Annotated in this window: 16 protein-coding genes; 11 read left to right on the top strand and 5 right to left on the bottom strand. The window is 65.8% G+C overall.

Translation table 11 applies throughout. The annotated features are described in order from the left end of the window. The first annotated feature begins 58 nt into the window (after positions 1 to 58). A complete protein-coding gene (locus tag K323_RS24655) occupies positions 59 to 1,042 on the top strand; it encodes an EamA family transporter (RefSeq protein ID WP_022884499.1) in 984 nt (327 codons plus the stop codon). Further along, positions 1,039 to 1,677 (top strand): NAD(P)-dependent oxidoreductase, encoded by a 639-nt coding sequence (locus tag K323_RS0106595; RefSeq protein WP_022884498.1) that lies wholly within the window; start codon positions 1,039 to 1,041, stop codon positions 1,675 to 1,677. Before K323_RS24655 ends, K323_RS0106595 begins: the two co-directional genes overlap by 4 nt. A 90-nt stretch (positions 1,678 to 1,767) precedes the next feature. On the opposite strand, the gene K323_RS24650 is transcribed toward K323_RS0106595, so the two are convergent. The 4 genes from K323_RS24650 to K323_RS0106575 all read right to left on the bottom strand — a co-directional run bounded on the left by K323_RS24650 (position 1,768) and on the right by K323_RS0106575 (position 5,940). Further along, entirely contained in the window at positions 1,768 to 2,493 is a 726-nt protein-coding gene (locus tag K323_RS24650) for a YqaJ viral recombinase family protein (protein WP_022884497.1), read from the bottom strand. An 87-nt stretch (positions 2,494 to 2,580) separates the two neighbouring features. Further along, positions 2,581 to 3,300 (bottom strand): AAA family ATPase, encoded by a 720-nt coding sequence (locus tag K323_RS0106585; RefSeq protein ID WP_022884496.1) that lies wholly within the window; start codon positions 3,298 to 3,300, stop codon positions 2,581 to 2,583. 64 nt (positions 3,301 to 3,364) lie between these two features. Next, entirely contained in the window at positions 3,365 to 4,423 is a 1,059-nt protein-coding gene (locus K323_RS0106580; protein WP_022884495.1) for an ABC transporter permease, read from the bottom strand. Beyond that, the gene (locus K323_RS0106575) at positions 4,420 to 5,940 is read right to left on the bottom strand and encodes a sugar ABC transporter ATP-binding protein (RefSeq protein ID WP_022884494.1); all 1,521 of its coding nucleotides are present in this window, start codon (positions 5,938 to 5,940) and stop codon (positions 4,420 to 4,422) included. The genes K323_RS0106580 and K323_RS0106575 overlap by 4 nt, the downstream gene beginning before the upstream one ends. A 169-nt stretch (positions 5,941 to 6,109) precedes the next feature. On the opposite strand from K323_RS0106575, the gene K323_RS0106570 reads away from it, so the two are divergent. From K323_RS0106570 to K323_RS0106560, 3 genes are all read left to right on the top strand, one after another. Further along, the gene (locus K323_RS0106570; protein WP_026851328.1) at positions 6,110 to 7,159 is read left to right on the top strand and encodes a substrate-binding domain-containing protein; all 1,050 of its coding nucleotides are present in this window, start codon (positions 6,110 to 6,112) and stop codon (positions 7,157 to 7,159) included. 181 nt (positions 7,160 to 7,340) lie between these two features. Beyond that, on the top strand, positions 7,341 to 8,546 hold the full coding sequence (locus K323_RS0106565) for a Gfo/Idh/MocA family protein (protein ID WP_026851327.1): 1,206 nt from the start codon (positions 7,341 to 7,343) through the stop codon (positions 8,544 to 8,546). A 103-nt stretch (positions 8,547 to 8,649) separates the two neighbouring features. Next, positions 8,650 to 9,651 (top strand): sugar phosphate isomerase/epimerase family protein, encoded by a 1,002-nt coding sequence (locus tag K323_RS0106560; RefSeq protein ID WP_022884491.1) that lies wholly within the window; start codon positions 8,650 to 8,652, stop codon positions 9,649 to 9,651. 42 nt (positions 9,652 to 9,693) lie between these two features. Here K323_RS0106560 and K323_RS0106555 read toward each other — a convergent pair whose 3' ends face one another. Beyond that, the gene (locus K323_RS0106555; protein ID WP_425402268.1) at positions 9,694 to 10,902 is read right to left on the bottom strand and encodes an ROK family protein; all 1,209 of its coding nucleotides are present in this window, start codon (positions 10,900 to 10,902) and stop codon (positions 9,694 to 9,696) included. Between the two features lie 138 nt (positions 10,903 to 11,040). Between K323_RS0106555 and K323_RS24645 the strand changes: the two genes are divergently transcribed. From K323_RS24645 to pcaDC, 6 genes are all read left to right on the top strand, one after another. Continuing rightward, positions 11,041 to 11,865: an IclR family transcriptional regulator gene (locus K323_RS24645; RefSeq protein WP_084697068.1), complete on the top strand. Its 825-nt coding sequence runs from the start codon at positions 11,041 to 11,043 to the stop codon at positions 11,863 to 11,865. A 161-nt stretch (positions 11,866 to 12,026) separates the two neighbouring features. Continuing rightward, positions 12,027 to 13,208, top strand: coding sequence for a 4-hydroxybenzoate 3-monooxygenase (locus K323_RS0106545; RefSeq protein WP_022884489.1), 1,182 nt, complete (start codon positions 12,027 to 12,029; stop codon positions 13,206 to 13,208). A 25-nt stretch (positions 13,209 to 13,233) separates the two neighbouring features. Beyond that, entirely contained in the window at positions 13,234 to 14,010 is a 777-nt protein-coding gene (gene pcaH, locus K323_RS0106540) for a protocatechuate 3,4-dioxygenase subunit beta (protein WP_022884488.1), read from the top strand. Beyond that, entirely contained in the window at positions 14,003 to 14,668 is a 666-nt protein-coding gene (gene pcaG, locus K323_RS0106535; protein WP_022884487.1) for a protocatechuate 3,4-dioxygenase subunit alpha, read from the top strand. Before pcaH ends, pcaG begins: the two co-directional genes overlap by 8 nt. Continuing rightward, on the top strand, positions 14,652 to 16,112 hold the full coding sequence (locus tag K323_RS24640; protein ID WP_022884486.1) for a lyase family protein: 1,461 nt from the start codon (positions 14,652 to 14,654) through the stop codon (positions 16,110 to 16,112). Before pcaG ends, K323_RS24640 begins: the two co-directional genes overlap by 17 nt. Further along, the gene (pcaDC, locus tag K323_RS24635; RefSeq protein ID WP_022884485.1) at positions 16,109 to 17,305 is read left to right on the top strand and encodes a bifunctional 3-oxoadipate enol-lactonase/4-carboxymuconolactone decarboxylase PcaDC; all 1,197 of its coding nucleotides are present in this window, start codon (positions 16,109 to 16,111) and stop codon (positions 17,303 to 17,305) included. Before K323_RS24640 ends, pcaDC begins: the two co-directional genes overlap by 4 nt. The last annotated feature ends 29 nt before the right edge of the window (positions 17,306 to 17,334 follow it).

Here is a 17,334-nt window from a genome sequence, read left to right as displayed (position 1 = left end):
TATACATTCTATCAGGTACCGTCTTCAACGTTGAACTATTGAAGGTTGAGAGGTTCGGATGGGAACGCTACGCATCACCCTGCTCACCGCCGTCGCGCCGCTGGTATGGGGAACAACGTACGTCGTGACCACCGAGCTGTTGCCGCCGGGGCATCCGCTCTTCGCCTCATTCCTGCGGGCGTTGCCAGCTGGATTGCTCGCGATAGCGCTCTCCCGCGCACTCCCAACGGGTGCGTGGTGGTGGAAGTCTGCGGTGCTCGGCGTGCTCAACATCGGGGCCTTCTTTCCGCTGCTGTTTCTCAGCGCCTACTATCTCCCCGGCGGTGTCGCCGCCACTCTGGGTGCCGTGCAGCCGCTGTTGGTGGCGCTCCTTGCCGTCGCCATCCTGCGTGAACAATTCTCGTCATGGCGTGTGGTCTGGGGTGTGATCGGAGTCATCGGCGTCGCACTGGTTGTGCTCCGTTCTACGGCGACGCTCGACGCAGTCGGCATCCTCGCCGGCTTGCTCGGCACCGTGTCGATGGCGTTCGGCGTGACGCTGACCAAGCGGTGGGGGCGGCCCGTTGGGGTGACTCCACTGGGGCTGGTCGGGTGGCAGCTGACCGCCGGCGGATTGTTCCTCTTGCCGCTCACCCTGGTCGTAGAGGGTGTTCCCGCGAGCATTGACGGGCCGGCGCTGGCGGGATACCTGTGGTTGGGGCTCATCGGGGGGCTCCTCACGTATACCATCTGGTTCCGAGGCATCGGGCGCCTCCCCGTTGCCTCGGTTGCCGTACTTGCCCTGCTTTCACCACTGGTCGCTGCGACGTTGGGAGCGGTGCTGCTCGGACAGAATCTGGGAATCGTGCAACTGGTCGGGTTCGCGCTTGCGCTGATGGCGATCATCGCCAGCCAGCTCACACCGTCACAAAGGCAGACGACGGCCTTCGCCCTCCCGGGGGGCGCGGAGGCAGACACGCCCACCGCGCACACGGCCGCTGTGAACGCGGCCGCTGTAGGCGCGGCGGGTGTGGACGCCGGCCAGAACAGAGGAGTGAAATGAAAATTGCAGTGATGGGAGCCACCGGAATGGCCGGATCCCGCATCGCGGCCGAAGCGGCCCGTCGAGGGCATCGGGTGTCGGGGTTCTCGCGCTCGAGATGCCCCATCGCCGAACAACTCGTCGGCGTCACGTTGGCCAGCGCCGATGCCACCGACGTGGAGGCCATGGCCCGCATCGCGGAAGCCAACGAGGTGATCGTTCTGGCCACCAGGCCGGCCACAGGCGGCGAGAGCGATGTGGGCGCTGTGGTGTCCCGAGTGCTTGATTCGGGCCTGGCGTCAGGGCGGCGCGTCATCGTGATCGGCGGTGCGGGGCCATTGCGAAGCCCAGACAGCCCATCCCGGCTCGTGATCGACGATTCGCGCTTCGTTTCGAACCGGTGGCGCGCGAGCGCCCAGGCAAGCATCGACCAGCTCGCCGCCTGCGCCGCACACGGCGCAAACTGGACGTACCTGAGCCCGCCCGCGCTCTTCGAGCCCGGTACGCGCACCGGCCGTTATCGACGCGGAGGAACCGAATTGCTCGTCGATGCGCACGGGGTGTCGCGCATATCGGCCGAAGACCTCGCGCTCGCCGTGGTGGATGAGATTGAACTGCCCCACGATGGTGGGCGCCACTTCACGGTTGCTTATTGAAAACGGTTGCTTATTGAAAACGGTGGCCTATTGAACGCGCGGCCTCGTGAACGCGCTGGCCGCGGAGCGGGTCGAGCGTGCGGCACCAGGTCAGCGGTAGGCGGGCGCGTAGTAGTCGTAATCGTCGTCTGGCGGATACTTCGCCGCCCTGGCCCGCTGCCGGGTGAGGATCTCCAGCAGCTGGTCTGCGAACCCGACCAGAATGGCGATCTGATCTTCGTCGCGATCGATCCAGCGGCACTCCGGTTCTGCCCCGACGGGCACGAAGTCGCGGTGCTCTTCCCAGACCAGCAGCGTGCGCTCAGCGCCGAGCACGTACTGCTGCCACCAGACCTGCCGCAGATATGACCGCGGGATGCTGCGCCAGGGTTTGCTGGTGGTCTTGATCTCAGCCAGCTGAAGTTCACCGCTGGTGCTCACGACCACGCCGTCCGGCGTCGCAAGATGGCGCGGCTGCCCGGCGGCGTGGAACAGGTTGGTGCTGGGCTCGATGCCGTGGTTGGCGAGCACCCAGGCGGCGATCTCCGGCTCCCGCGCGCGACCGTGGTCGGTGAAGCTATTGCCGCTGAACCCGCTGCCGTGCAACTTGTCGAGTGCGGCGTTCTGCACTGATTTCAGGGTCGCGAGCTTGGCGACATCCGTTGCCGTGATGCCCTGGCTGCGCGCTCGCAGCCACGCCACCCTGTCGGTCGAGTCGGCCACGATGCGCAGGGTGTGCGCCGCCCGTGCAAGCACGGCAGCTGCGGCAGGTGCAGTAGCCACGGCCGCCGACGGATGCTCGTCCACCTCGAAGAGGGAGAGCATCGTGTCGGTCATCCCTCCATTGTCCCCGTTTGGTGCGACACCGCCGAACACCGGCCCGCGCGGCGGCGATTCAGGAACAGATCGAGCCGACGACGAAGCTCACACCACGTGCCGGAGAAACCGGTCAGGGGAGTCGAGGAACGAACGCCAATTGCGAACCAGATCGAGGTCGTCGTACTCGCTGGAACGAATACCCCACTCGCCGACCTCGTACAGGTCGGCTCCTGGGTATGCGGCAAGAATCGGAGAATGCGTCGACAGCAGGAGCTGGGATCCGGCAGCGACAAGATCGCGGAGCAGCCCGATCAACGCCAGGCAACCCGGCAGCGACAGCGCGGACTCCGGTTCGTCGAGCACCCACAGCCCGCGCACCTTCGACCTGGCTGCCACGAGGTCAAGGAACGATTCGCCATGACTTCGTTCGTGGAAGACCCCCTCGTCTCCGATCGACTCCAGGTAGGTGAAGAAGCCGTGCATCGTTTCGGCGCGGAGGAAGAAGCCGCGCTTGGACGCACCGGCTCCCCTGACCAGCTGCAGATGATCCGCCAGGGCGGACTCTGAACTTCTGGTTCGGTTCATGGCGCCGGTCGACCCTCCTTCGGCATTCATGCCGAACGACGTCGCGATGGCTTCGACGAGGGTGGATTTGCCTGCCCCGTTGTCGCCGACGAGAACCGTCACTGCCCCGAGATCGAGCCCATCGTCGAGGAGTTGCCGCACCGGCGCGAGAGTCGCCGGCCACGTCGTGCGGTCCATGTGCGACTGTGGATATTCCTCGACCCGCAGAACCGGAAATCGGGAGAACGTCTCTGATGGCATGTGCCGATTCTGTCAGCAGCGTCTGTCATACGCGCCCGTCACGAGCGCCAATCCCAAGCGTGCGTCAGGTGCGTCGGGCGCCGCGGGAGGCGAAGCGCTGCTGGAGGAGTACGGCGACCACGATGATCAGGCCCTTTGCGACCGCCTGCACAGAGGTATCGAGGTTGTTCTGTGTGAACACGTTCGTCAACGTGCTGAAGATCAGCACACCGAGCACGGTGCCCATGATCGTGCCGCGTCCGCCAATGAGGAGCGTGCCACCGACGACAACGGCGGCGATCGCGTCCAGCTCATACAGAGTGCCGTGGGTGGAGGTGCCCGCTGTGGTGCGCCCCAGCATCATGATCGCAGCGATACCGGAGGCGAGGCCGGCCAGCACATAGATGTAGACGAGGTGTCGCTTGACGTTGATGCCGGCCAGGCGCGATGCCTCGAGGTTGCCGCCGATGGCGACGGTGCGGCGCCCGAATGTGGTGCGGTTCAGCAGGAACCAACCGGCGACGGCGACGATGGCGAAGATCCAGATGAGGATCGAGATGCCGAGGAAGTCGGACCTGGTGAAGTCGAGGAACCCCTGGTTGTTGACGATCTGGGTGCGGCGTCCGGAAATGAGCTCTGCGAGCCCACGTGCGCCGACCAGCATGGCGAGTGTGGCCATGAAGGCGACCACCTTGCCGTATGCGATGACGATTCCGTTGACGAAGCCGGCTCCGGCGCCGACGGCGAGGGCGACCAGCACCATGAGTAGCCAGGAGCTCTGTGTTGCGGCCAGCTGCACCGCGGTGAGGCTGGCGACAACCGTGGCCAGGCCCATCACCGAACCGACAGAGAGATCGATGCCACCGGCCGTGATGACAAAAGTCGCACCGATGCTGATGACGCCGATGATCGAGGCGAAACGGATGATGGTGAGGAAGTTGTCGATGTTGGCGAACCGGTCGCCGGCGGTGAGGGCGCCGACGGCGACCAGCACGGCCAGGGCGATGACCAGCCCGAGGTTGCGACCGACAGAGCCGCCGAGCAGTTTCCTGATCGCGCTGGTGTTCTCCGGCTTCGAACCGGGTGCGCCGGGGGATCCGGTGGCGGTGCCACCCTCGGAGACGGTGTTGTTCTGCTCGCTCACGCGGCACTTCCCTTCATGACCAGGTCGAGCACTCCCGGCTCGTCGATTTCATCTGCATTAGTGGTGCTGAGCACTTCGCCGTCTCCGATGACGAGCACCCGGTCGCTGAGGCCGAGTACTTCCTCGATCTCGCTCGAGACCACGATGATCGCGGTGCCGGCCGCAGCGAGCGACCGGATGAGGGCGTAGATCTCCGCGCGCGCTCCCACGTCGACGCCGCGCGTCGGCTCGTCGAGCAGCAGTACGCGCGTACCGTGCACCAGCCAGCGCGCCAGCAGGATCTTCTGCTGGTTTCCGCCGGAGAGGGTGCGCGCAGGGCGATCTGGGTCAGCCGGGCGAAGTTCGAGGGCGACCATCTGGTCTCGCGCTGCCTGGCGTTCGCGCCGCTCATTGAGCAGGCCGCCGCGCGCGAAGCGAGCGAAACTCGACAGCGTCACGTTCTTGAACACCGGTTCGTCGAGGATGAGACCCTGACTCTTGCGTTCCTCCGGCGACAGGCCGATGCCGGCGCGAACCGCTGCCTGCACAGAGCCGGAGCCGAGCATCTTCCCGGCTACCTTCACCTGACCGGATGTCGCCTTGCGGGCACCATAGATGGTCTCCAGGATCTCGGAGCGCCCGGAGCCGACCAACCCGGCGAGCCCGACCGTCTCCCCGGCACGCACCGAGAAACTGACACCTTCGAAGTACCCGCGCAGTCCGAGGTTCTCGACCTCGATCAGCACCGGTGCGTCCGCTGGAATCGGAACCGGCGCAGGGAAGGCATTGGCGACATCCCGCCCGGTCATCAACCGGATCAGTTCGGGGGTCGGGGTCTCGGCGACGCTCAATCCATTGGCGGTACTGCGGCCGTCTTTGATCACCGAGATGCGGTCGCCGATCTGTCGAATCTCCTCGAGCCGGTGGGAGATGTAGACGACCGCGATGCCCTGTGAGGTGAGCTCCCTGACCACGCGGAACAGGTTGTTGACCTCTTCAGAATCGAGCACGGCGCTCGGCTCGTCCATGATGATCAGCTTCGTGTCGCGCGAGAGCGCCCGCGCCATGCTGACGATCTGCTTCGTGGCGGCCGACAGCGAGCCGACCTCGGTATTCGGCGAGATCTCGCCGTGGCCGAGCCTGGTCAGCAGCTGGGTTGCGAGTCGGTTGGCGTTCCTGGCGTGCAGCACGCCGGCGGTGGACCGCTCGTGACCGAGGAAGATGTTCTCGGCGATGGTGAGCCCGTCGACGACGTCGAGTTCCTGGTACATCGTCGCGATGCCGAGATCGAGCGCGGCGACCGGGTCGGAAATGGTCACCTTTTCACCCAGCCAGCGGATCTCGCCGGCGTCGGGCTGGTGCACCCCGGAGAGCGTTTTTATGAGGGTCGACTTGCCCGCGCCGTTCTGGCCGAGCACGCAGTGCACTTCGCCCGGTCGCACGTCGAGGTTCACGCCCCGAAGCGCCTGCACGCCCGCGAAGCTCTTGCTGATGCCCGAAACCTCGAGCAGGAGGGCAGGCTGGTCGACTTCGATCATGTCGGAACGATAACATATGTCGACAAACAAACGTAAGTCGCCGATATGAACATTACTTCTGCTATCGTGTGATTCGTCAGCGTGGACCGGCGCGCCGATCGACCTGCAGTCGACGCGGTGACGTTCCTTCTCGTTGACACCCTGCGAACCACACACCTGGAGGAATCACATGCTTGCTCTACGCACCAGGCGCCAGCGGATGCTCATTGCAGCCGGCGCCGCCCTTGCCAGTGTCGGACTGTTGGCGGGTTGCACCGCCGGAGGCGACCCGGAGGCGAACACCCAGCCCAGCAACGCGTCGGTGGAGGGTAACGAAGCCTCCGGCGACACCATCACCATCGGCTTCTCTGGCCCTGCGGCCGACCACGGCTGGCTCGGCGCCATCAACTCGGCCGCGCTCGCCGAGGCCGAGAAGTACCCGGACATCGACCTCAAGGTCGCGGAGGGCACCAACGATGCCAACCTGCAGATCAGCCAGGTGGAGGGCTTCATCAACGATGGGGTCGACGCGATCGTGCTGCTGCCGACAGACGGTGCAGCCCTGACCGAGGTCGCCATCCAGGCGATGGAGGCCGGCATTCCCGTCATCAACGTCGACCGCGAGTTCTCGAGCACCTTCGCGGCCCGCGTCACGATCCTCGGTGACAACTACGGCATGGGCGTCAGCGCCGGCACCTACATCTGCGAAGAGGTCGGCGACAACCCCGATGCCGTGATCGCCGAGATCGCCGGCATCGACTCCCTGCCACTCACGCAGGATCGCAGCCAGGGCTTCGCCGATGCGCTCGAAGACTGCGGGCTTTCGGTCACCAACCGGGTCGCTGCCGACTTCACCGTGCAGGGTGGCGAGGCGGCGACGTCGCAGTTGCTCTCGTCCGCGCCGAAGATCGACGCTCTGTGGAACCACGACGACGACCAGGGAATCGGAGTGCTCGCCGCTATTGACGCTGCCGGGCGCGATGAGTTCATCATGGTCGGTGGTGCCGGTTCGGCCAACGCCATGCGCGAGATCGAGGCGGGAGACAACGTCTTGAAGGCGACCGTCATCTACCCGTCGACGCAGGCCGCAGACGGCATCCGTCTCGCGCGTCTTATCGCGCAGGGCAAGGCGATGAGCGACCTGGTCGAGATCGAGGTTCCGAACCGCATCGTACTGAACGCTCCTGTTGTTACCAGCGAGAACGTCGACAAGTACCTGCCGAGCGCGTTCGAATCCTAACCAGCGGTCGCCGGGTCTGGCATCTCACGCCGGGCCCGGTGCCCCCGCCATTGGCCAAACGCGTGCACGTCGGCGCGCCAGAACCAGCGCGCCTACGCCGCCAGAACACACGCGATAAAGATTGCCGCCAGAACAGATTGAGGTAACCGTGACCGACCACACTCCAGCATTGAAGATCGCGATGGTCGGACACGGCTTCATGGGTGCCGCGCATTCGCAGGGCTGGCGGGTCGCCCCGCGGTTCTTCGATCTGCCGGCTCGCCCCGAGATGTCGGTTCTGGTCGGACGACGAGCGGATGCCGTGGCCGCCGCCGCAGACAAGTGGGGGTGGGCGGAGACCGCGACCGATTGGCGCGCGGTACTTGATCGCGACGACATCGACATCGTCGACATCGTCACCCCGGGCGATTCCCACGCCGAGATTGCCATCGCCGCCCTCGATGCCGGCAAGCATGTGCTCTGCGAGAAGCCGCTGGCCAACAGCCCGGCCGAAGCCGCGGCGATGGCCGAGGCGGCCGAACGTGCCGCAAAACGCGGGGTGTTCGCCATGGTCGGGTTCACCTATCGCCGGGTGCCGGCCGCCACGTTCGCCCGTGACCTCGTCGCCGACGGCGCGATCGGGCAGATCCGACAGGTGCGGGCTATGTACCTGCAGGACTGGCTGGTCGACCCCGAGGTTCCGCTCGCGTGGCGGCTGCAGAAGCAGTTCGCCGGCTCCGGTGCGCTCGGTGACATCGGCGCCCACGCCATCGACCTCGCCCAGTTCATCACCGGTCAGAGACTCTCGAGCGTCAGCGGCATCCTGGAGACCTTCGTCAAGCGTCGTCCACTCGTTGCAGACGCATCAGGGCAGGCCGGCACCGCGCTGGCCGGCACAGCATCAGAAGAATACGGCGACGTCACGGTTGACGATCTCGCCCTGTTCACCGGTCGCTTCGACGGGGGAGCGATCGGATCGTTCGAGGCGACGCGGATGTCGACCGGGCGTAAGAATGCACTCAGGATCGAGGTCGCCGGTTCAACCGGCGCGATCTCATTCGACCTCGAAGACCTCAACGCGCTCGGCGTCTATGACGCGACCGCACCAGACACCCGCCAGGGTTTCACCCGCGTTCTGGTGACGGAGCCGGGGCATCCGTACCTCTCCTCCTGGTGGCCCACAGGGCACATGCTCGGCTACGAGCACGGGTTTGTGCACCAGGCCAAGGATTTCGTCGAAGCCATCTCGTCGGCCACCCAGCCGGAGCCGTCGTTCGACGCCGGGCTGCAGGTGCAGCAGGTATTGGATGCCGTCGAGCACAGTGCAGGCGCAGGCAGCGCCTGGACGCCGGTCGGCGAGGCTGCTGTCACCAGCTCTGCAGTGGTAGACCAGATCGCGGGGGTCTAGAGAGAATTGACGTACCCGTTCCTGAGCAAGCCTGAGTAGTTCCGAGCAAGCCTGAGTAGTTCCGAGCAAGCCTGAGTAGTTCCGAGTAATAAGGAGTAGTTCCATGCCTCGTCCGATCACTCTGTTCACCGGCCAGTGGGCCGATCTTCCCTTCGAAGAGGTCGCCAGACTGGCTTCGGGCTGGGGATACGACGGGCTGGAAATCGCCTGTTGGGGCGACCACCTCGACCCCTGGCGCTGGGACGATGAGGAGTACGTCGCCGGCAAACTCGCGGTCCTGGAGAAGTACAACCTGAAGGTGTACGCGATCTCCAACCATCTCAAGGGCCAGGCGGTCTGCGACGACCCGATCGACCAGCGGCACCGCGACATCCTGCCAGACGTGGTCTGGGGCGACGGTGAACCGGAAGGTGTGCGCCAGCGTGCCGCGGAGGAGATGAAGAACACGGCCAGGCTGGCGGCGAAGCTCGGCGTGAAGACGGTCACCGGGTTCACCGGTTCCTCGATTTGGAAGTACGTCGCGATGTTCCCCCCGGTGTCACAGGAATTGGTGGATGCGGGATATCAGGACTTCGCCGACCGGTGGAACCCGATCCTCGATGTGTTCGACGAGGTCGGTGTGAGGTTTGCGCACGAGGTGCACCCGAGTGAGATCGCCTACGACTACTGGAGCACCGTGCGCACTCTCGAAGCGATCGGTCACCGAAAGGCCTTTGGGCTGAACTGGGACCCGAGCCACATGGTCTGGCAGCAGATCGACCCGGTGAGCTTCCTGTGGGACTTCAAGGACCTCATCCTCAACGTGCACTGTAAAGACACCAAGGTGCGCCTGACCAACGGACGCAACGGCCGACTGGGCTCACACCTCGCTTGGGCAGACCCGCGCCGCGGGTGGGACTTCATCTCAACCGGCCGAGGCGATGTGCCCTGGGAGGATGCGTTCCGAATGCTCAACACCATCGGCTACACCGGACCACTCTCCGTCGAGTGGGAAGACGCCGGGATGGACCGGCTGGTCGGAGCCCCAGACGCACTCGAGTTCGTGCGCACGCATGCGTTCGAGGCCCCGGAAGCCGCCTTCGACGCCGCCTTCAGCACCCGTTAGGGAGGTTGTTCGCGTCATCGAGACGTGAGCGGGTGGCGACTGTCAGGCCCCGGCCGCAATGGCGTCGATGTTCGACACCATGGCCTCGACCCTGGCGGGGGAGAGGGCGTGGTGGATGGCGAGCATCCCCGCACCGAGAACAGCAGCGTTCGCGCCGACGTTCGACTGGGTGATCTGCAGGTGCGCGGTGGCCAGCGGCATCGACCTCGCGTAGACGACCTCACGCACGCCGGCAATGAGGTGTTCGCCCGCCTGCGCCATCGAGCCGCCGATGACGATCACCGAGGGGTTGACCAGGCTGACGCATGCTGTCAGCACTTCGCCGAGGTCGCGCCCGGCCTGGCGAACTGCCTGGATGGCGTCGAGGTTTCCGTGCTTGACGAGTTCGACGACATCCTGGCTGCTCGCGGTGTCATGGCCCTGCTCGCGCAGTGCGCGCGCCATCGCGGGGCCGGAGGCGAGGGCCTCGAGGCAACCGCGGTTGCCACAATGGCACGGAACGTCGGCGCCGCGCGGCACCTGCACGTGGCCGATGTCGCCGGCGATGCCCTGGGCGCCGCGCTGGAGGATCCCTCCGGAGATGAGGCCGGAGCCGATGCCGGTCGCAACCTTGACGAAGATCAGGTGTTCGACATCCGGCCACGCCACCTCGCGCTCACCGAGCGCCATGATGTTCACGTCGTTGTCGACGAGGATGGGAACGTTGAAGTGCCCCTTCAGCCAGGCCGGCACGTCGAACCGGTCCCACCCGGGCATGATGGGGGGATTGATCGGCAGGCCGGTGCTGTACTCAACGGGACCGGGGAGGCCGACGCCGATGGCGAGCAGGTCGGAGAGGGAACGGCCGGTCTTCTTGATCAGCGCGTCGCCGGCCTCGATGACCCAGTTGAGAACCGCCTCAGGGCCGCGCGCGACTTCGATGTTCGCCGAGTCTTCTTCGAGGGGTCGCCCGGCGGGGTCACTCACGGCGATGCGTACGTGCGACGCGCCGATGTCGACAGCCAGGACGACCTTGATATCGGTGGCGAGGGCGAACTGTGACGAAGGGCGGCCTCCGGTCGATGGTGCGTCGGCGGTCGGCGAGACCAGTCCGAGCTGCATCAGCGCGTCGACTCGCAGGGCGATGGTCGAACGGGCGAGTCCAGTGAGATTGGCGAGTTCGGTGCGCGTGCGAGAGCGGCCGTCGCGGAGGATCTGGAAGAGGTCGCTCGCTCCGGAGGAACCCAGCACATCGCCGCGACTTATGTCGATCACGACTTCATTCAATCACAGATTCACGCTGGTTTTGTCGTCAGGAATCATATGTAGTCACAGGACGGTTCCGCACGGCGGTCCCCATAGGTCGATGAGAGGTCTGCGCTCTGCTGCGACCAAGTAGCGTGAGTGCACATGTCAGGTAAACCGTCGCGAGCCGCACCGCCGGGCGGCGCCGAGGCGGCGCCGGTCGACGACCGTGGTGTCGCTGCGCGGCTGTTCGCCATCCTCGACGCCTTCACGGCGCCCACCGTCGCTGCTTCCCTCACCCTCAGCGCCATCGCCGAGCGCGCCGGACTTCCGCTGTCCACCACCCACCGCATGGTGGCCGAATGGGTGGCGTGGGGAGGACTGGCCAGGCAGGAGGACGGTCGATACACCCTGGGGATGCGGCTGTGGGAGATCGGTGTGCAGACGCCGACGGCACGAACGCTCCGCACCATCGCGCTGCCCTATCTCGAAGACCTCTACGAGAGCACCCGTGAGCACGTGCACCTGGCCATCCTCGACGGAGGGGACGCCCTTTACCTGGAGAAGCTCTCCGGACACCATGCAGTCAACGTCATCTCTCGAGTGGGCGGTCGGCTCCCGCTGCACTCCACCGGCGTGGGGCTGGTCCTTCTCGCCTACGCACCGAACGACGTGATCCAGTCCTACCTGAACGACCCGCTGCAGAAGTTCCTGCCGCAGACGATGACGTCGTCCGATGAGATCCGCGCGCGGCTGTCCGGCATCCGGGCGCACGGGGTCGCCCTGATGAGCGAGGAGATGACAGCAGGGTCGAGTTCCGTGGCCGCTCCAATCCGCGACCGCACCGGCCAGGTCGTCGCAGCGGTTTCGATCGTCACCCGCACGGATCCGGCCACCGGAGCGCGCCTCGATCCGGCACAGGAGCAGGCGGTGCGGGTCGCTGCGCACGGCATCAGTCGCGCCCTCGGGTATCGCCGCTCCGCCACGTAAAGTCGACGTCCCCGCGCTGGCCGCTGCGGGTCTGTCACTTCCACTCAGTGGAAGGTGCACTCAATTTTTGGACCGGCGGGTCGAGAATGGTGCAACTACCTGTCACCGTCTACCTGTCAACGTCTACCTGTCAATGTCGCGAGGATAGGACACCGCAAGCCGTGCCCAATGAGATAACCCGAATTGCCATCATCGGTGCAGGTCCGGCCGGTCTGCTCCTGGCCTGGGCCCTCCGTGATGCCGGAATCGATTCGATCGTGGTCGAGAATCGTTCGGAGGACTACGTGCTCGCCCGCATCCGTGCCGGCGTGCTTGAGCAGGGCTCGGTGGAGACCCTCACCCGCCTCGGCCTCGGCGATCGCATAGCCAGCGATGGCATGGTGCACAACGGCATCTATCTGCAGGCCGACGGGGTCCGCCACAACGTGAACTTCAACGAACTCATCGGTCGCACCGTGACCGTCTACGGCCAGCAGGAAGTCGTGAAAGACCTGGTCGCAGCCCACCGCGACGCCGGCTCGACCATCTATTACGAGGCAACGGATGTCTCGGTGCACGATCTGGAGTCCAGCGATCCCCGTGTCACCTTTGGCCACGGCGGCGAGCAGCACACGATCACGGCCGACTTCATCGTCGGTGCCGATGGGTTTCACGGCGTCTGCCGGCCGTCGATACCCTTCTCTGACATCACTCTGTATGACCGCAATTACCCGTTCGCCTGGTTGGGCATCCTCGCTGACGTCGCGCCATCCACCGATGAGCTGATCTACGCGCTGCATGAAGACGGCTTCGCCATGCACTCGATGCGCTCGCACACGGTCTCACGCCTCTATCTGCAGGTCGATCCAACTGAAGACATCGCGAACTGGCCAGACGAACGCATCTGGGAGACGCTGCAGACCCGACTCGCCGTGCCGGGCTGGACCCTGCACGAAGGAACCGTCACCGAAAAATCGATCACCCCGATGCGCAGCTTCGTCGCTTCGCGACTCGACTACCACAACCTTTTTTTGGTCGGCGATGCCGGACACATCGTGCCGCCCACAGGAGCCAAAGGGTTGAACTCGGCAATCTCCGACGTGACCATGCTCGCCGCCGGGCTGATCAGCCACTACGCGGGCGACGACGGGTTGCTCAGCCGCTACGGCGCCGCGGCCCTCGCCAGGCAGTGGAAGGTGCAGCAGTTCTCGCAGTGGATGACCGAAACATTGCACAGACACCCTGGCGACCTGCAGACGAACGAGTTTGACTATCGCAGCCAGCTCGGCCGAATCGACTACGTGACCGGCTCCCTGCACGCCCAGCGATCGCTCGCCGAGCAGTACACCGGCCTCCCGCTTTGATCCAGCACCCACCGAAAGAAGAATCATGACAACGCTGCCTTCCCAGGACGAGATCACCGCAGAGATCGTTGACGTCGAAGCGGATGCCAGGGCCAAAGTTGAAGCCGGCGGCTCACCGGAGCTCCACCCGCGCCGTGACTATGCTCCGTACCGCAGTTCTGTGCTCCGCCACCCCACCCACGAACTGGTGCGCGTCGACCCTGAGGAGATCGAACGGTTCTCCCCGGCATTCGGCCACACCGACGTGAACCCGCTGGAAAGCGACCTCACCATCGCACACTCTGCGGAGCCGATCGGGGAGCGCATCACCGTCAGCGGCCACGTGGTCGACGGTGATGGCCGCCCGGTGCGGAACCAGCTGATCGAGATGTGGCAGGCCAACTCGGCGGGGCGCTACGTGCACAAGCGCGACCAGCATCCGGCTCCTCTCGACCCGAACTTCACCGGCGTCGGCCGCGCCATCACCGGGGAAAACGGCGAATACAGCTTCCAGACGATCAAGCCGGGGCCATACCCCTGGCGCAACCACATCAACGCCTGGCGTCCGGCGCACATCCACTTCTCGCTGTTCGGCAACGCGTTCACCCAGCGCCTGATCACCCAGATGTATTTCCCGGCCGACCCGCTGTTCGCACTCGACCCCATCTACCAGTCGATCGCGGATCCGGCAGCGCGCCAGCGCCTGATCGGCCAGTACGACCACAACCTGAGCGTGCCGGAGTTTTCTCTCGGCTACCGCTGGGACATCGTTCTGACCGGACCGAAGTCCACCTGGATGGAGAGCGAGGAAGCCCATGACTGACGTGAACCGCACGATTGCCGAGCAGGCAGAAGAATTCGACACGATTGCGCCACCGGAACTTGACCAGTCGCAGATCGGGTCCGCGCGCCAGGGTGACGGCATCCAGACCCCGTCGCAGACGGTCGGGCCGTTCTTCGGATATGCGCTGCCGTATGAGAAGGGGTGGGAGCTGGTTCCCGGCCATCACCCGCAGGCGATCCGTTTCCACGGCACGGTCTACGACGGCGACGGCGCTGTTGTTCCCGATGCCATCATCGAGATCTGGCAGGCCGACTCCGAAGGGGTGCTCAGCACACAGCTGGGCAGTCTTGAGCCGGACGGTTACACCTTCACCGGTTTCGGCCGCACCAGTGTCAACCTGGCTGGTCACTTCTCGTTCACCACCGTCAAACCCGGTGCGGTCGCAGCCGGCGCTGCCCCGTACATCCTGGTCACCATTTTTGCTCGTGGGCTCACGCACCACCTGTTCACCCGCGCGTACTTCCCGCCGGCCTCCGACGCAGAGAGCGCGGCTCATGAGGGCGACCGGGTGCTGCCCGCGGTCCCCACAGAGCGGCGTGCGACGCTCATCAGCGTGGCGGACGGGCCGGCGTCGTACCGATTCGACATCCGCATGCAGGGTGTTGGAGAGACGGTGTTCCTTGACTTCGACGACTGACCCACACCCCGATCCTGCGCGCTCGACACGAGATGCCGGGCTCCTCGATCCGTTCCGTCCTGCAACTCGCCAGTCCGAACTCACCAGCGACGCCGCCTGGCTTCAGGCCATGGTCGACGTCGAGCTTGCCCTCACCCGCACCCTCATCGACGTCGGGCTGGCGCCCGAATGGATGAAAGCGGTCTGCGACACCCTGACTGACGCCGATTCGCTCGACCTCGCCGCGATCGCCGCAGAGGGACGCGGCGGTGGCAATCCGGTCATTCCCCTGGTCGCGCATCTCGGGGCCGCCGCAGAGGCCGTCCGCCCCGGCGCCTCAGACCACCTCCATGTCGGCGCCACCAGCCAGGACATCCTCGACACCGCAGCTATGGTGATCGCCCATCGTGTGACCGGCGAGATCCGCACGCAGCTGAGCGTGTTTGGCGACAACCTGGCCACCCTCGCCGACGAGAACCGGCAGACCGTGATGGCCGGCCGCACTCTCGGCCAGCAGGCCTCCCCGACCAGCTTCGGCCTCGTGGCCGCCGGCTGGCTCGATGCGGTGGTTTCCACCGTCGATGCACTCGACCGCGTGCGGGCCGGACTCCCGGTTCAGCTGGGAGGAGCGGTCGGCAATCTCGCCGTGCTCACCGAGATCGCCAGGTCGAGGCGAACGGATGCCACGCCCGTCGCCGTCGTCGACGAGGTGACGGCCGGGTTCGCCCGGCGCCTCGGCCTCGTCGATCCAATGCTCAGTTGGCACACCAACCGCGTGGTCGTCACAGAGCTGGGGTCTGTGCTGGCGCAGGCAGTCGGGGTCGCAGGAGCCTTCGCCCTCGACATCACCGTGCTCTCGCGAACCGAGATCGCCGAAGTGAGCGAACGCCTCTCCGCAGGGGAGGGCGGCTCGAGCGCCATGCCGCACAAGCGAAATCCGGTGACGGCCGTGCTCGTCGCGGCGGCCGCCCGTCAGGCTCCTGGGTTGCTCAGCACGCTCTACGGCAGCATGCTCGCAGAAGACCAGCGGCCGAGCGGCGCCTGGCACGCGGAATGGCACCCGCTCAGGGAGCTCGAGCGTCTCGCGATGTCTGCGGTGAGCGGGGCATCGTCGCTGGCAGGGCGACTCGACATCGACGCGGAGCGAATGCGCGCCAACCTCGAACTCACCGACGGGCTCGTGTTCAGCGAGAGGGTGACAACTATTCTCGCAGAGGCGCTCGGCAAGACTGCCGCCTTTGACATGGTCGCGCGCGCCTCTCGCGAGTCTGTCGACACCCACCGTCCACTGCAGGTCGTCCTCTCCGGTTCCCTCGCCTCCGACGGTCACAACGATCGATTGCGTGAAGCACTGTGGGCGGCGTTCGACTACGGCGGTGACCTCGGCCGGTCGGATGCCGGCATCGACAGGGTGCTCGCACGTCATCGCGCACACGCTCAGGCCGAAAGGAACACAGCCTCATGACCAGACCCATCCTCCGGTGCGTCGTTGAACCGGTGCGAAGCGGCGCGGCAGACGCGCAGCTGATCGTGCTCGGCCCTTCGCTCGGCACAACCACTGCGCTCTGGGACGGAGTGGTCCCTGCTCTCGCGGAGCACCACCGGGTGCTGCGATTCGACCTGCCAGGCCACGGCTTCGGCCCGGCGACGACCGAGCCGTTCACGGTCGCCGAGCTTGCGGCATCCGTCGTCACCGCCGTTGACTCCATCGGCGGAGGCTCATTCCATTACGCAGGCGTCTCGCTCGGCGGTGCGATCGGCCTGAGACTCGCGCTGGACTTCCCCGACCGGCTGCGCTCCCTGGCCGTCATCTGCTCCGCTTCGAAAATCGGTTCATCCCAAGGCTGGCTTGAGCGCGCGGCGCAGGTTCGCGCCAGCGGCACGTCCGCGCAGGTGCGCGGCAGCTCAGAGCGCTGGTTCGCGCCGGGTTTCCTCGAGCGCGACCCGTCCGCCGGCTCCACGGCACTCGAGAAGTTGATGCACGTCGACGACGAGTCGTATGCGCTGTGCTGCGAGGCACTGGCGGGTTTCGATGTGACGGATGCCGTCGGCGACATCCGTCTGCCCACCCTCTGCGTCTCGGGAGAATTCGACCTGGCGACTCCAACCGCACTGCTCGAGGAACTGGCAGAGGCGATACCGGGTGCCAGCCAGGTGACCATCTCGAACGCGGCGCACCTGCCGGCATACGAACGGCCGGATGTGGTGGCCTCGCTGCTGCTCGCCCACGTCTCCGGGAAGGGAACACCGGGCGCTGGCGAACACACGGATGCCTTTACCGCGGGCATGGCGGTTCGACGGGCCGTTCTCGGTGACGCCCATGTTGACGCTGCAACGGCGGCGATCACCCCCGAGACCGCCGACTTCCAGGAGTTCATCACCCGCTACGCCTGGGGCGAGATCTGGGCCAGGCCGGGGCTCGACCGGCGTACCCGCAGCTTCCTCACAATCGCATCGCTGGTGACGGGTGGCCACGAGCACGAACTCGCGATGCACGTGCGCGCCGCCCTGACCAATGGGCTCACCCGCGCCGAGATCAGCGAGGCCATCATGCACACCGCGATCTACGCAGGGTTGCCAGCTGCGAACGCCGCGCTCGCTGTGGCGCGCGACACGTTCGCACTGATCGACGCCGCGGCGGATGCCGCTGGCTCCTGACTACCAACTCCTGATTCACACACCCTGAT

This window comes from Glaciibacter superstes DSM 21135, from assembly GCF_000421145.1.
In the GTDB taxonomy this organism is placed as follows: domain Bacteria; phylum Actinomycetota; class Actinomycetes; order Actinomycetales; family Microbacteriaceae; genus Cryobacterium; species Cryobacterium superstes.
The sequence above is the reverse complement of the archived record's forward strand: the minus strand, read 5'-3'. Positions and strand labels throughout refer to the sequence as shown.